The organism is Botryobacter ruber (assembly GCF_003347595.2).
GTDB lineage: Bacteria > Bacteroidota > Bacteroidia > Cytophagales > Hymenobacteraceae > Pontibacter > Pontibacter ruber_A.
Map to the genome: position 1 here is coordinate 179,545 of NZ_QCZK02000037.1, position 14,410 is coordinate 193,954.

At 47.6% G+C, this 14,410-nt stretch carries 10 protein-coding genes; 3 read left to right on the plus strand and 7 right to left on the minus strand.

Annotated features, from left to right (window positions below; all coding sequences use genetic code 11):
• Window positions 1-322 precede the first annotated feature (322 nt).
• The gene (locus tag DCW36_RS11490) at window positions 323-2,104 is read left to right on the plus strand and encodes a PKD domain-containing protein (protein WP_114778748.1); all 1,782 of its coding nucleotides are present in this window, start codon (window positions 323-325) and stop codon (window positions 2,102-2,104) included.
• Between the two features lie 64 nt (window positions 2,105-2,168).
• On the opposite strand, the gene DCW36_RS11495 is transcribed toward DCW36_RS11490, so the two are convergent.
• The 3 genes from DCW36_RS11495 to DCW36_RS11505 all read right to left on the minus strand — a co-directional run bounded on the left by DCW36_RS11495 (window position 2,169) and on the right by DCW36_RS11505 (window position 5,130).
• Window positions 2,169-3,479 carry a site-specific integrase gene (locus tag DCW36_RS11495; protein WP_114778749.1) on the minus strand — a complete coding sequence of 437 codons (1,311 nt, stop codon included), beginning with the start codon at window positions 3,477-3,479 and terminating at the stop codon, window positions 2,169-2,171.
• A gap of 357 nt (window positions 3,480-3,836) precedes the next feature.
• Complete coding sequence (locus DCW36_RS22860; protein ID WP_240676139.1) at window positions 3,837-4,070, minus strand: hypothetical protein; 234 nt, start codon at window positions 4,068-4,070, stop codon at window positions 3,837-3,839.
• A 163-nt stretch (window positions 4,071-4,233) separates the two neighbouring features.
• Complete coding sequence (locus DCW36_RS11505) at window positions 4,234-5,130, minus strand: cyanophycinase (protein ID WP_114778751.1); 897 nt, start codon at window positions 5,128-5,130, stop codon at window positions 4,234-4,236.
• 209 nt (window positions 5,131-5,339) lie between these two features.
• On the opposite strand from DCW36_RS11505, the gene tcmP reads away from it, so the two are divergent.
• Together tcmP and DCW36_RS11515 are read left to right on the plus strand one after the other, a co-directional pair.
• Window positions 5,340-6,488, plus strand: coding sequence for a three-Cys-motif partner protein TcmP (tcmP, locus tag DCW36_RS11510; RefSeq protein ID WP_240676140.1), 1,149 nt, complete (start codon window positions 5,340-5,342; stop codon window positions 6,486-6,488).
• A gap of 201 nt (window positions 6,489-6,689) precedes the next feature.
• Window positions 6,690-8,204 (plus strand): Do family serine endopeptidase, encoded by a 1,515-nt coding sequence (locus DCW36_RS11515; protein WP_114778752.1) that lies wholly within the window; start codon window positions 6,690-6,692, stop codon window positions 8,202-8,204.
• A 273-nt stretch (window positions 8,205-8,477) separates the two neighbouring features.
• On the opposite strand, the gene DCW36_RS11520 is transcribed toward DCW36_RS11515, so the two are convergent.
• The 4 genes from DCW36_RS11520 to DCW36_RS11535 form a co-directional block, all read right to left on the minus strand.
• Window positions 8,478-9,806: an MFS transporter gene (locus tag DCW36_RS11520; protein WP_114778832.1), complete on the minus strand. Its 1,329-nt coding sequence runs from the start codon at window positions 9,804-9,806 to the stop codon at window positions 8,478-8,480.
• A 213-nt stretch (window positions 9,807-10,019) separates the two neighbouring features.
• Window positions 10,020-11,420 carry a glucuronate isomerase gene (gene uxaC / locus DCW36_RS11525; RefSeq protein WP_114778753.1) on the minus strand — a complete coding sequence of 467 codons (1,401 nt, stop codon included), beginning with the start codon at window positions 11,418-11,420 and terminating at the stop codon, window positions 10,020-10,022.
• Between the two features lie 45 nt (window positions 11,421-11,465).
• Window positions 11,466-12,716 (minus strand): tagaturonate epimerase family protein, encoded by a 1,251-nt coding sequence (locus tag DCW36_RS11530; RefSeq protein ID WP_240676141.1) that lies wholly within the window; start codon window positions 12,714-12,716, stop codon window positions 11,466-11,468.
• A gap of 264 nt (window positions 12,717-12,980) precedes the next feature.
• Window positions 12,981-14,402, minus strand: coding sequence for a tagaturonate reductase (locus DCW36_RS11535; protein ID WP_114778754.1), 1,422 nt, complete (start codon window positions 14,400-14,402; stop codon window positions 12,981-12,983).
• Window positions 14,403-14,410 lie beyond the last annotated feature (8 nt).

The window sequence follows — 14,410 nt, forward strand, 5'->3', positions numbered from 1 at the left end:
ATACCAGTTACCTGATTAAACAGGCAGGAGATGAGCCAGAATTAATATGGTGTCTTTCTATCTCCTGCCTGTTTTTTTCAAAGCCAGGACTTGTTAAAAGCTCAGTTCTGATAATGGGCATGATTACCGTTGCTCCTTAACTTCCTGCCATGGTTGATCCTTCTGAAGCAGAGGCTATGGTGGCAGCTGCTGAATACTTTTTGCCTTAAAACCAATTTCATTTTTAGTACCAAGTTAAGGTAAGGAGAGTGCACGCTGTCGAGAATACATTATTTACTTTTTCTCTTTCACCCAATTTATTGATCCAATTTTATTTAAAACAATGCGCAGTATTTTACCAACTCCCTTTTATTTGTTGCTTACATTCCTGCTGATTTTCCTAAACAAGACAATACAAGCTCAAACGTGTACCGCTACAATTTCCGCTTCCAATGGTACTGCTATCTGTGAAGGCAGTACCACCACTCTGAAAGCGTCTCCAGCCTTTACTGCTTTATCCTATCAATGGTATAAAGATGGTGTAGCAGTACCCGCTGCTACAGTTTCGTCTTTAGCCGTGAGTGAGGTTGGACGCTATTATGTTGTTGTTTCCGGCAGTGCTTGTTCAGACATTCGATCCAATGCATTGACTGTTACTGTTAGCCCTACGCCTACTCAGCCCAGTGTACATGTTAATCCCCGCGGTCCCATTTGCTCAGGAACTCCTGTAACTTTTACCATCATAAACCCGGACGATGCTTTCTATATGTGGAACTTTGGAGATGGTAGTTCCCTTACAGGGCGAGAAACAACCGTAACACACACTTATACGGTAACAGGCGGAGGTTCATCAGATTACGTCGTCTCCGTTTTCGCAGCCAGTGCTAATGGTTGTACATCCGGAGCAAGAACAACCTCTGTTACAGTTAATCAGGTTCCGGAGATAGGTTTTTCAGAAACTGATAATAATTTTGTTTACTGTCTGCACGATTCTGTTAAGGCTGATAAAATTTCAGTAGTCGCTACGATAGCGAATATGTCCTCAGCAGCATCGAAAGAAGCAATAAGAACTTACTTTGTTGACTTTAGCGATGGAAGGGGAGAATTACCTTACCAGCCTAACCAGTTTCCGGTCAGTAATGAAGCAGCTCCTTACCAAGCCATCGGCAACTATCCAATTCGCATCCGTGCCCTAACCAGCGGGGGCTGTGAGGTAGTAAAGGAATACACCTACAGCGTTACCCGAAAACCAGAGGCAAACTTTTCGCTCATGAAGAGCCGTGCCGAGGAAGCCCAAGTTCCACCTTGTGTTCCTGTAATTGTAACAACTACGGATAACTCTTCGGGAGGAAACCTGCGTTATTACTGGTCGGTACAACCTGAGCAGGGTTGGCAACTACAGTCTGGTACGCTGCAGTCGTCTGATCCTATATTTCTCTTTACGGAGCCCGGTCTTTATAATGTGGAGCTGATAGTCCAAAACAGCTGCGGAATAGACACCACTGAACAATATGTCATCATTGGTTGGCCGCAGTTGCAACTGCCTTCCGGAGGATTATTTTACGGCTCTACTACCATTGATTTTAGTGTTGGATCTTGGGTAGGTGCTAACGCTATGTATATAGATAAGAACCTCGGAAGCAACATAGCAGGATCTATTACGATTACAGGACCCAAAAGCACAACCTTCCGGTTCAATTCCGACGTATTTAATTTTTACTTTAATTTTGATGTGCCCGGCAGATATCTTGTTTCAGCAGAAGTACATAACGAATGCGGTAGCTCTAACAACATTTATATGGGACATACACCACTGCCAGTGGAGGTAGTAATTTTGTCCCAACCTACAGCCGCTTCCGATGATCTTGCAGTTTCTTCGCTTGCTGAACTTACTATATTACCAAATCCAGGACTTGGGCTCTTTACGGTTTCTGGTCCTGTCCTGCAACAAACCTTTGAAATAGTAATTGCTAATTCCGTGGGTAAAACTGTATACAGCCAGAGCCAAAGTAACTTTTCAGGTAAAGCGCAGCTAAACTTGAGCCATTTGCCTCCAGACCTGTACATTGTAATACTTAGAACAGCAAAGCAGCGAAAGGTAGTAAAACTGGTGCTTACAAAGTGAGTTGTTGACGTAAACGGTGGAGTTATTGCCTGACATTGAGCACTGTCAGAATAAAGGTTAATTACTACACCTTATCAGCATTCTTAAATGCTGTCAATTGCGCAGTATATTGGCGCTTCACATTATCCTCAAAGCTATCCAAATAGCTCTCTGTCGTTTTTAGGTTACTGTGCCCCAAAGATTCAGAAATAAATTCGATGGGTGCTCCGGCACGTTTCAGAACAGTTGAAAAAGAGTGTCTTGCCGTATAGGTGGTAACATTTTTATCGATGCCTACAGCAGCGGCAATACGCTTGATATATTTATTCATGGTCTTGGTCGCTTGCCTTACAGTGGCAAGTTCTTCTTCCGGAGTTAGACCATCGGTCAGAATTGGGAAAACATAGCTGTCTGACAGAGCAGGTTTATTACCCCACCTCTCGATAATCTGATCTATTTCAGGCGTACGCATAGCCACAATTGTTTTCAAATCGTGCCTGGAGGTGCGTTCTGTTTTGGCCCGGATAAAGGTAATCGTTTCCTTACTAAGCTGTTTGTATTTCAGCCTGGCAATGTCTTTAACATTAATACCGTTACATAAATAGGAGAATACCCAAAGGTCACGGGCTTTAGCCTCGCTCTTATGGCACGTTTCATAATGGAAAATCTTTTCAATGTCGGAAAGTACGAGTGCCTTCTTAACGCTTTTTCCCGCCGGGACCTGATATTTTCTCTTCCCGAACGGATACAAATCTTTATTCAGATCACCTGTAGCAATTACATCATTAAAAAGAGTTCTCAGCGTACGTAAGTACATGCTAATACTGGTTAAGGTCTTTCCCCTGCTGAGCATCCATTTTTCATATCCTTTCAAAAAGTCAACCGTCACCGATGAGAAGAGTAGAGGCTTTTTTTTCTTCACAAGATTCTCTTTTCGTTTTTTAACATCTTCCAGTTTTAATCCTTTGCGTGCTATCAACGGTTCTTTCAAGGTATAGGAAATCAAGGAGTAGTAGGCGCTCTCATAAAAGCTTGCTGTTCCAGCTTGTCCTTCACTTCTTAATTTGATAAGCTGTTGCTCATAAGTAGAAAACACCTCATCCCGGGACGATCTACCAAGAAATTTCTTTTCAAATTCCCCAAATGAAAAAGAAGGTATTTTGCCGATTACCTTTATTGCTTTCTGCTCAATGGCCTGGAATGCTAACTGGAGTTCTTTATACCTCCCCCTGGGCTTCTCTGATTGGGTTTTGGCAAACTCTTCCTCTGTTAAGTTATAGTTAGTATTAAAGTATTTGCGCTGCCGTTGGTACGTTAGCCTTAACCTTACCGGAAAGGAGCCATCTTTTAAAGGCCTTCGGGTATCCAGCATGACGGAAGTAAGTACAGGTATCATGTGTGTGCAAATTTTGTTATGTACACACAATTTGCACACAAACCCTCGAAATAACAAGAAAGAATAATAAATATGTATAACCAAAAACCCCGTTTTTAGCCTAAAAACGCATATATTGCAAATATCAATTATTAACAAAAATACCTGTTGTTATGCCTTCTAAGCAGTAGGTCTTTGGTTCGAATCCAAACGGGATCACTTGAAAATAAAGCACTTATTAGGTAAAACTTGTAAGTGCTTTTTTTATGTACCTACGATTTTCCCTTAGCAGTTCGGTGTGAACCCATTTCTATAATAGAGCCTAGTGATAATCTTAAATACTTCACAACAAGTATCGGCCTGCTAAAGCTTGAATTCTTATCTCCTGTTGTTAATACCCTTGTTGCCAGACCAGAGCCAGAGAATGATCAGAAACGTTTCAGCCACGGCATCCAACAGGTACACATCCCAGATCACATCATTCAGTGCATAAGATACATCGATGCCTGTAAGCCCTGCCGCTCCGGCCATGCCCAGCCACCTGATCTCATGAGTTACCTGTTTACGTATGCCGGCCGCTAACAGAACGCCTCCTATTACTACTATCAGCACACCGACTGTGTAGAGTAGCCAAATGTCTTCTTTTGGTCCTGTTACCCATAAAAAGCTTGGCAGGTGCACAAATGGCCATGATCCGGTCAGGACCCAGAAAAGTCCTTGTGCGGTCGCAATTAGGTTTGCGCCAGGTTTCGTAAAGCTAAAGGCCATTGGCAGACTAGATATGCAGCTGATCGAAGGTTGGAAGGGTATACTTTTCCCCGTCGGCAAGCAGGTGGACACGTAGTCCACGAACGGAGAAAGGCTCTCCTGTCTTTATTTTGTAGATGTCAGTGCAGTCAATGTCCATGCCATCCACAACTGTAATGAGGCCACTGCCCTTCACCAGCATGTTTGTTCCACCGGTTATGTAGACGGCCGTGTCCTCTTCTAGGCCTATCCCGATACAACCTGGATTAGTAACAATACACTGAGATACGCGTACCATCCGGCCACGTTTAATAAAGTGTGTATCAAAGGCCACATTCTTAATAAACTCAAGTCCGGTGGTAATTCGCACATCTCCCTTGATGTAGCCGCCATGTGTCATTACCTCATAGATCATTGGCGTTGAGAGTGCCACTGCGCCGGCACTGGTTCCAGCTATCAGAACATTATCGTAGGTGTAGCGCTCTTTCATCAGCTGCAGCACTTTGGTTCCTCCCAGTATGGAAGTAAGGCGTAACTGATCGCCTCCTGTAAAGAAGATACTAGATGCACTTTCCACTATTTCACAGTATTTTTTGTCTTTGGTGTCTTCGCGGTTACGTATATCCAGCACCTCTACCTTCTTTACTCCCAGCTGCTGAAAAGTCCTGGTATACTCACTGATCAACACATCCGCGATGTTGGAGGCTGTGGGCACAATGGCCACTACCGGGTTTTCGCCCTTCAGTTCCTCTATGAAGAACCTGAGGATTTCCTCGCTTTCGTAGTCCACATTTCGCACCTGCTCTTCCGATTTGTTTTCCCCGTCACCTTTGCTCTCGTGCCCGCCTATGGCCAACAGGCGCCCCTTTGGTACAGGAGCTTTACTGTGATGTTTGTGGCTTTGTGAATCTTTTTTCTTTGTCATTTTTAGGTGATGAGTACGTTAGCCAGGGTACTATATACGTCGGCTGGTTAGGGGGTGTTTCTGAGCGATGGCGGTTCGCCTGGCACAAAAGGTTTTGGCGTTTCTGCATTAAACCCATTTTCCCTTACCTTTGCACCATAACACACCAGGCTGTTTTGCCTGTGAATGAAATGAGTTTTCCAGAAGCACATAGGAATTATAGAAAAACTATGTTGCCGCTGATTTTTCCTGAAATGGCTACCACAGACATTAACGATTTTTTTAGAGCCCAACGCACCACCTCTGAAATTAAAGCAGAGATACTGAACGAGTTTTTTAAAGCCTGGTGTACTACTATGCTGCAGGGCCAGCGGTACCGCTCCGCCCATTCGCTTGCTTTTATAGACCTTTATGCTGGCGATGGCAAACCTGAAGACGGGAAGCCGGCCACTCCCGTTAAAATTCTCAATACAATTTTCGGGGCTACGGAGAAGTACATCCTCAATAAGATAGTTCGTTCCTTTTTTAACGATGAGAAGCCAGCAGTAGCAGCCAAACTGAAAGCGAACCTGACGCAACTGCCTTATTACGGGGAGCTGGTGCACAAACCTGTGATGCTGCAGGAAGAGGCTGGTTTCAGTCTGCTCGCAAAACTGCTGGGGCAGGATACGCCGGTACTGCTTTATGCAGACCCTTTTGGGTATGACTTTTCGAAACAGCTCCTGCTGCAAGGGGTAAAAAGGTGGGGCTTCGATTTGTTTATGCTGTTTACACCCGCCAGGTTGCGTGCAGCAGTACAGCAACTGCCGGACGACGAGCTGCTCACCGCTTTAGTTGGCGCATCGCGTGTGGCGAAGATCCGGGAGTTTTACGAGCGTTACCAGGATGCCGCAGCACGCGAAGACTTTGTGGTGGACTGCTTTGAAGACAGCTTCAAGGAAAAAGAATACAAAACCTTCCGCTTTAAAATCAGCCTGCCTAAAAAGAACCAGACAAGCCACTACCTCTTTTTTGTATCAAAGCACGATGGCGCTTACATGAAAATGAAAGAACTCATGCTCATGTACAGCGATTACCAGGAAGATGGGGTGCCCTTGTTCGGGGCCAATATCAAACACCAGCTCTCGCTTTTCCAGGAACAATACCGCTATTCCGTAAAAAACCTGGTAGCCGACCTGGCAGCCAAAGCAAGCTACTATAACGGCCTGCCCCTCGACAGCATCTACCGGCACCACAACATCGGCACAAACTATATCCGGGCCAATTACCTGGAGGCGTTCGAGCAGCTGAAAAAAGACAACATCGTGGAAACAATTAATCCGGTGTCCAGGAAGCCAATGCGGAAGGTGGCTTTTAACTCCCTTATCGCTTACCGCTAAGGAGCCCTTGTTCAAGCTGCTGTACCTTGCCTGTCATCCTGTAAAAATATAATTTTTGTACCCGAAACAGGAGCAGTGGGTGTGGTGGCAGCTGCAGCTGAACTTTTCAGGGACCTTCGGCAACAGAAAACTGCTGAAAGGCAATGGGCGGAACAGATTTGTTGCGGCTGCGTTAATTCCTGTGTAAAGACCAGGGAAAAAATGGGCCTGAAAAACATCCTTCCATTGCTTATTGCCGGTGCCGTTGGCGGGGCGGTTACCTTTGCTGCAATCGAGCTTGTGGATCAAGAAAGGCAGGAAGAAAAGGAAGATTCCGCTGTTCCTGTTTTTGCCCTTCCTGAAAATCAAAAAAGGGCAGCTGCCCGTGGGTTGCCGGATGGATTTGGCGATGCTGTGCAGCACTCGCTGCAGCAGGTGGTGCATATTCGGGCATTGGCCAGTATACAGCAACAGGAAAGCCAAAATCCGGAGCTGTACCAGTTGCCGGAGCCCTTTCGCCATTTTTTCGGTGATGAGTTCCAGGACGGAGATCCGTACCAGGGGCAGCGACCGCACACGGAACAGCTGGAGCAGTCTGGTTCAGGAGTTATTGTAAGCGACGATGGCTACATTGTAACCAACCTGCATGTAGTTAACCAGGCGCAGCAGGTGGAGGTGTCGCTCAACGACGGCAGGATATTCGAGGCAAAACTGGCCGGGAAAGACCCCGCTACCGACCTGGCGCTTATTAAAATAGATGGAAAAGCCCTGCCATTTATCCGGTTTGCCGACTCTGATAAGGTTGATGTTGGCGATTGGGTAGTAGCTGTCGGCAATCCGTTCAACCTGTCGTCTACGGTTACGGCTGGCATTGTCAGTGCCAAAGCAAGAGCCATCAATGTGCTGCAGTCCATCGACAATTCCGCAATAGAATCGTTTATTCAAACCGATGCTGCTGTAAACCCGGGTAACAGTGGCGGCGCGCTGGTAAATATGCAGGGCCACCTGGTGGGCATCAACACGGCCATTGCCAGCCCCACAGGCGTGTATGCAGGCTATGCCTTTGCCGTACCCAGCAACATAGTAGCCAAGGTCATCAGGGACCTTCGGGAGTATGGAACGGTACAACGCGGTTACCTGGGCATAACGCTACGGGAGCTGGACTGGGAACTGGCCCAGAAGCTGAAGCTGAAAACATCGGCAGGCGTAGTGGTAGAAAGCGTGATGAAAGGAAGTGCCGGGGCTGCCGCCGGCCTGGAAGAGCAGGACGTGATACGGCAGGTGGATGAGCGGCCAGTGGCCAACACCGCGGAGTTTATGGGGATTATTGCCCAGCACCGGCCTGGCGACAAACTGCAACTTCAGGTGATGCGCGACAATAAAGAGCGAACGCTGCAAGTGAAGCTCAAAAAGCAGCCGGGTAAAGAAGCATTGCTCGCTGAAGCAAAAGCCAGGCTACTGCAAAAAACAGGACTTGAAGTAGCACCGCTGACCATTGCTGAAAAGCGGCGGTTCCAGCTGAGGTGGGGGGTACGGGTGGTTCGACTGCTGGAAGACAAAACGGCTTATGCGGGTGGCCTGCGGGAGGGCTTTGTTATTATCAGAATAGACCGCCAGCCGGTTAACAGCGTGCAGGATGTGGCGAATTCCATTCAGGGCGCCAGAAGAGGCGTGCTGGTAGAAGGGGTGTATCCGGGTATGCCCGGTGTTTACTATTATGCCATCCGCCTGGAATGACAGCGCCGCATGGGTGCACAGTTCCTGCCTTATCTTATCTTCATTAAAAGAGCAGCGGCTGTGGTGGCAGGAGCAGTAAGGTTTTTTAATGCTGTTTTAGTTTACTGCACCTGCCACCATTGCCGCTGCTGTGCAACTGTAACGGCGAATGCCACTTCCGGGGATTTTCAAGCGAAGCCGCTGGTTTCTTAAAACAGGAAAGGCAGCCGACGTAACTGTGGCTGCCTTCCCGGGAAATGAAATGATAAAGCTTACAGCTTGTTTACAAGCTGCTTATAAATCAACTGGCTTGTACTTTGGAACCAGCAAATGCATGATCAGCCAGGCGGCCAGGTAAGCGCCACCGCAAATCAGGAACATGATAAAATAAGCTGTTTCCAGTTGGTTGATGCGCTCGTAGTACACAAACATTTGCTTCTGTACCAGCCACGACAGCAACACACCACCTACCGTACCGGCCATGCCACCAATACCAGTTACAGAGGCAACTGCTTTGCGTGGGAACATATCCGATACCGTGGTAAAGATGTTGGCGCTCCAGGCCTGGTGGGCAGAGGCTGCAATACCAATGATGATCACGGCCAGCCACATGTTTAATTCACCCAGTTCCTGAGCAAACACAATAGGTAGTACAGACAAAGCAAAAATCAGCATCGACATTTTACGGGCTTTAAATACCGCCATTCCGTTACGGATAAAGTTAAGCGGAATCCAGCCGCCACCAATACTGCCTACGCTCGACATGGTGTACACTAAGGCTACCGGTAAAGCTACTTCAGTACCTTCGAGGCCATATTGCTTGTTCAGGAAGTCTGGTAACCAGAAAAGATAGAACCACCAGATCGGGTCGGTCAGGAATTTACCGGCTGCGAACGCCCAGGTTTGTCTGAAGTTTAACAGCTTGAACCAGCTTACTTTGGGCTCTGTCGTGATAGATGCTGCAGCCATATCGTCAACATCGCTGTGGATGTATTCGAATTCAGCCTTCGTTAAGCGGGCATGGCGCTCCGGTACTTCATAAAGAATAAACCAGAAAATAAGCCACACAAAGCCTACTGCACCTGTGATGATGAAAGCCCACTGCCAACCCATTGTTTCGGCAATAAATGGAACCGAGAGTGGCGCAATGATGGCACCTACGTTTGAACCGGAGTTAAAAATACCTGTTGCCAGGGCTCTTTCTTTTTTAGGAAACCACTCGGCAGTCGCCTTAATGGCGGCCGGGAAGTTACCTGCCTCTGTTACACCCAGGAAGCCCCTGGCAACGGCAAAACCTAAGGTACTGCTCACGAAGGCATGCCCTACAGCTGCCAGGCTCCAGAGCGCAGTGGAAAGCGCATATCCTAGTTTGGTACCAAGTGAGTCGATCAGGCGGCCAACGCCCAGCATGCCTACACCATACGCCACCTTAAAGGCGATCTCGATGTTGGCATAATCACCTGCCGTCCAGTTAAACGCGGTTTCCAGGTAAGGTTTCAGCAGCGCGATAACTGCCCGGTCCAGGTAGTTGATGGTGGTGGCAAAAAATACCAACGAACAGATTGTCCAGCGGTAGGAACCGATTTTTTCCGTGGCGGTGTTCGTAATAGTTGGTTTAGTCATAAACATTAAACATTAATAATACTGATTCATACATTTAGTGCTATTGGTGTTGCAAAGCCGGAAAGACTTTCGCTACGACTGCCCTCGCCTGCCCGCAGGCATTTTGACAGACATATAAGGCAGGTTAGCGCGTAGTTTGTTCCACCTCCTGCCAAAAAACAGCAGAAAAAAACCTACCATCAGCCACTTCAGGCTGATGGTAGGTTTTCAGGACTAGAAATCGAAATAATTTTTAGCGTTGTTGTAGCTGATGTTCTCCACCATCTGGCCCATCCAGTCGAGTTCGCTTTCCGGCAATTCGCCGTTCTCAACATCTCGCCCGATCAGGTTACACAGAATTCTTCTGAAATAATCGTGGCGGGGGTAGGAGAGGAAGCTCCTGGAGTCGGTCAGCATACCCACGAAGCGGCTCAGCAGACCCATGTTGGACAGCGCATTCATCTGCTTCTCCATGCCGTCTTTCTGATCGAGGAACCACCAGCCGGAACCGAACTGGATTTTGCCAGGTATGGTCGAACCTGCGTTAAAGTTACCGATCATGGTAGCAAACACCTCGTTATCCCGTGGGTTCAGGTTATACAGGATGGTTTTTGTCAGTTGATTGTTGTTATCCAGCTTTCCGAGGAACCTGGAGAGCGGCTGTGCAATGCTGAAGTCACCGATCGAGTCGAAGCCGGTATCCGGGCCCAGTTCGCGGATCATGCGCAGGTTGTTGTTACGCAGCGCGCCCAGGTGGAACTGTTGTGTCCAGCCTCTGTCGTTGTCCATCAGGGCCAGGAATTCCAGCACAGCCGACTTAAACTTCAGCACTTCTTCCTGCGACAGGCTTTGCTTGTTCAGCGCTTTGTCAAAGATTTTGTTTATTTCTTCGTCGGTATAGTCTTCGGCATAAATGGTTTCCAGGCCGTGGTCAGAAAGCCGGCCACCCATTTCATGGAAGAAATCATGGCGCTGCTTCAGTGCATCCTGCAGTGCTTTGTAACTGTTGATGGAAACACCAGCGGCCTCTCCCAGTTTCTGCAGGTAAGGCAGGAAACCTTCCGTTTCAATGGCCATGGCCTTGTCGGCACGATAGGTAGGAAGCACCTGAATGCCAAAATTGTCTGCTTTAATTTTTTTGTGGTGCTCCAGGCTGTCGGCAGGGTCATCTGTTGTACAGATCACCTTTACGTTCATCTTTTTCAGGATGCCGCGCACGCTGAACTCATCGGTCTGCAGCATTTCGGTGCAGCTGTCGTAAATTTCGCGGGCTGTTTCCGGCTTCAGGATTTTCTGGATACCAAATGGTCTTTTCAGCTCCATGTGCGTCCAGTGGTACAGGGGGTTACGCATGGTATATGGAACCGTCTCCGCCCATTTCTCAAATTTGGCGTAGTCGTCGGCGTTGCCGGTGCAGTAGCGCTCATCCACGCCGTTGGTACGCATGGCGCGCCACTTATAATGGTCGCCTTCAAGCCAGATTTCGGTCAGGTTTTTAAATTTCCTGTCAGAGGCAATGTCTTCAGGAGGAAGGTGGCAGTGGTAATCGATGATCGGCATGTCTTTGGCATGCTCATGGTACAGTTTCTGTGCCGTCTTGGTCTGAAGTATAAAGTTCTCGTCTAGAAATGACATATAATTAAACTTTAATGGGGTTATAAATTGTGATGTTAGGTTTATTTAAATAAAAACAGGTTTGATATGGCGTTCCCACAGGTTCTGGGTAACATGTTTGCCAATCAGTTCGCTGTTTTGCTCCAGGGCATCGGTAAAGGCAGTGCCTTTTTTACCGGCAATTTTATAGGAACAGTGGATAAGCTGCCTGAAGCTTGGGTTGTACTGCGGGTTGTGCTGGTCGTGCCGCAGTGCGCTTGCAAATTGCGGCCCCGACCAGGTAGCAACTTCGTCAGTAGCCGGTAATTTGTCTTTTTGTATCGCCAGCACGGTAGCGTAAGGAGCCGTGAGTTCGTCGTATCGTTCTAGGGCTTCTTCGTAAACTTTTTTAGCCAGTTGTAAGCCTTCTTCTCCTGTTTCTGCCAGGGCTGCGATTTCTTCCAGCCAGGTAGTACCGGCCGTTTTAATATGGATGCCTGCATCGTGCTTCTGCAATATTTCTCTGATTGTTTTGTAGATGGAAAATTTGTCGCTACCGCTATGCACGCTCAGTTTCAGCGTATCGGGCAGGTTATACTTTTGCACGGCATACTTCAGCACCAGAATATCTTCTTCAAATTCTTTCGCAAACTGCTCCAGGTTTCCCTGGTAGTCTACACCTTTGTAGAACTGGCCGGTAAACTTAGGGGCGATCGTTTGCACAGGTACGCCATTTTTAGCGAGGAGCTGCAGGATAAAATATAACTCCACCGGGCTTTGCGGTTCGTTCACTTCATCCATGGATACTTCGGTAATAAAATTATCGGCTCCTTTCTTACCCGCTATGTAATCGTAAATCTTTTTTGCCTCCTGCGTAGCTGCCAGGAACTTGCCGGCTATTTTCGTAAGCTGATCTTTGTCTACTGAAAAGCTGGTAGCGATTCCCGGAATAGAAAATTCGCCCAGGTGATCCTGGTTCTCTTCCACAAATGCTGCTATATCATCCGGGGCAGCAGCTTTGCCAATGTACTCTGCAACGTCGATAGTGAAAAAATCCGAGACCTCCAGAAAAGGGTCCACGTTATTCAGGTTGATATGGTCGGCATCCACCAGGTAGTCAGATTGCCAGTTCAGGGCTTTTACTGCTTCGTCAGCTTCTTTCCTGACATCTTTCGGAGAAGAATTTACCGTTAAATGCTCCCTGTTCGACTTGTTCCAGACCGGTGTAATGGTAACGCCGGCTTCTCTGGCCTTTATAAAAGCCTGAAGCTGAGCTACTCCCTGATGCGCAAAGCGATCGCCAATACCAAACGAATATTTGTTGATTTTTTTCATCATTTGCCGTTTTGATACTTTTCTGCTGAGGCAAAAGGAGCCTCGTGCCGTCGTGTAGTATTACATATTTTTCAAATGCAGGAAAATGGTGTTACTAAATGGTTAACACTTCCCGCAAACTTTTATTAATTCTACTAGTTTAAAGACTGATATCCAAATAACAAACAGAAGTTTTCAGAAATAGTGACTAAATACATGTTTTATTAGCAGGAGTGGGCCCCCAAAGCTGCACGAACAGGTTTGGGGGCTTCCTTTGTAGAATGGGTATTATTTTGCCTGTACCGCAGTGTTCTGAAGCTGCTGCAACTGCTCGGTTACCTTTTCGGTGAAGCCGTCAATTTTAGTCAGGTCAGTTCCCCAGAAATCTTCGTTGGCAAGTACGGTTTTTACAACCTCCTGCTCAGCCTCTTTCTCCCAGGCATTCTGGAAGAAGCTCAGTACTTCCGGCGTATCGTTCAGCGGAATCTGCTCGCCATTCCATTCGCCTTTGTAGAAAAGGATAAGGGCCGCCAATGAGTGCAGCAAACGCTCTGGCAATTGGCCTTTACGCTTGTGGTACTCCAGCACCGAAGGAAGCACGCGCACTTTGTATTTTGAAACGGAGTTCAGTGCAATGGAAAGCAACTCATGACGGATGTAAGGGTTCTGGAATCGTTCGATTACATCGTTTGCAAACTGCTCCAGTTCCTCTTTCGACAGGTCCAGTGTCGGGATAATTTCTTCGAAGATGGCTTCTCTTAAGAATTTGCCTACTTTTTCATCTTCAACCGATTCGCGCACCGTTCTCAGGCCATGCAGGTAAGCTACTGGTACCAGGGTGGTGTGGGCGCCATTCAGGATGCGGACTTTGCGGGTGCGGTAAGGGGTAAGGTCGGGAGCGAAAAGTACCTGCAGACCAGCTTTCTCAGTCGGGAATGCAGCTCTTACAGCTTCCGGCGCTTCAATTACCCACAGGTGGAAAGGCTCCGCTTTCACAACCAGCTTATCTTCGTAGCCCAGTTCTTCCTGGATTTCTTTGATGGTGTCGCGTGGGTAACCCGGCACGATACGGTCTACCAGGGTATTGCAGAAAGAGTTGGAGTTGTTAATCCAGGCCGTAAATTCAGATGGAAGGTTCCAGTGTGCAGCAAACTGCAGAACGGTTTTCTTCAGGTTTTCGCCGTTCTTCTCAATCAGTTCGCACGGGATCATGGCCAGGCCTTTGTCGGCAGCACCGTTGAAGTGCTTAAAGCGGTGGTAAAGCAAAGCAGTCAGTTTACCCGGGAAGCTGTTTGGCAGGGTGTCCATGTTTCTGTCAGCTTCGTCGAAAGCGATACCGGCTTCTGTGGTGTTTGAAATAATGAACTGCAGGTCGGGGTTTTCGCCGCGTTGCAGGTAAGCCTGGTAATCGTCGTAGGGGTTAAGCGCACCAGATACACAGCTGATCAGTCTTGATTCGCGTGTCGGCTTTCCACCCTGCAGGCCTTCCAGTAACACATGGTACAGGCCATCCTGCTCGTTGAGCATATGCACGATGCCCTGGCTTAAAGGCTGAACAATCTCCACGTTCCCGTTGAAGTCGGTCTGCTCATTTAGTATATCAATAATCCAGTCCACGAATCCGCGCAGGAAGTTACCTTCACCAAACTGCAATACTTTAACAGGGCGGCTGGCAGGCAGGTTAGCTGTTTCTCGGTTTAGTTGTTTCATAAATTGTA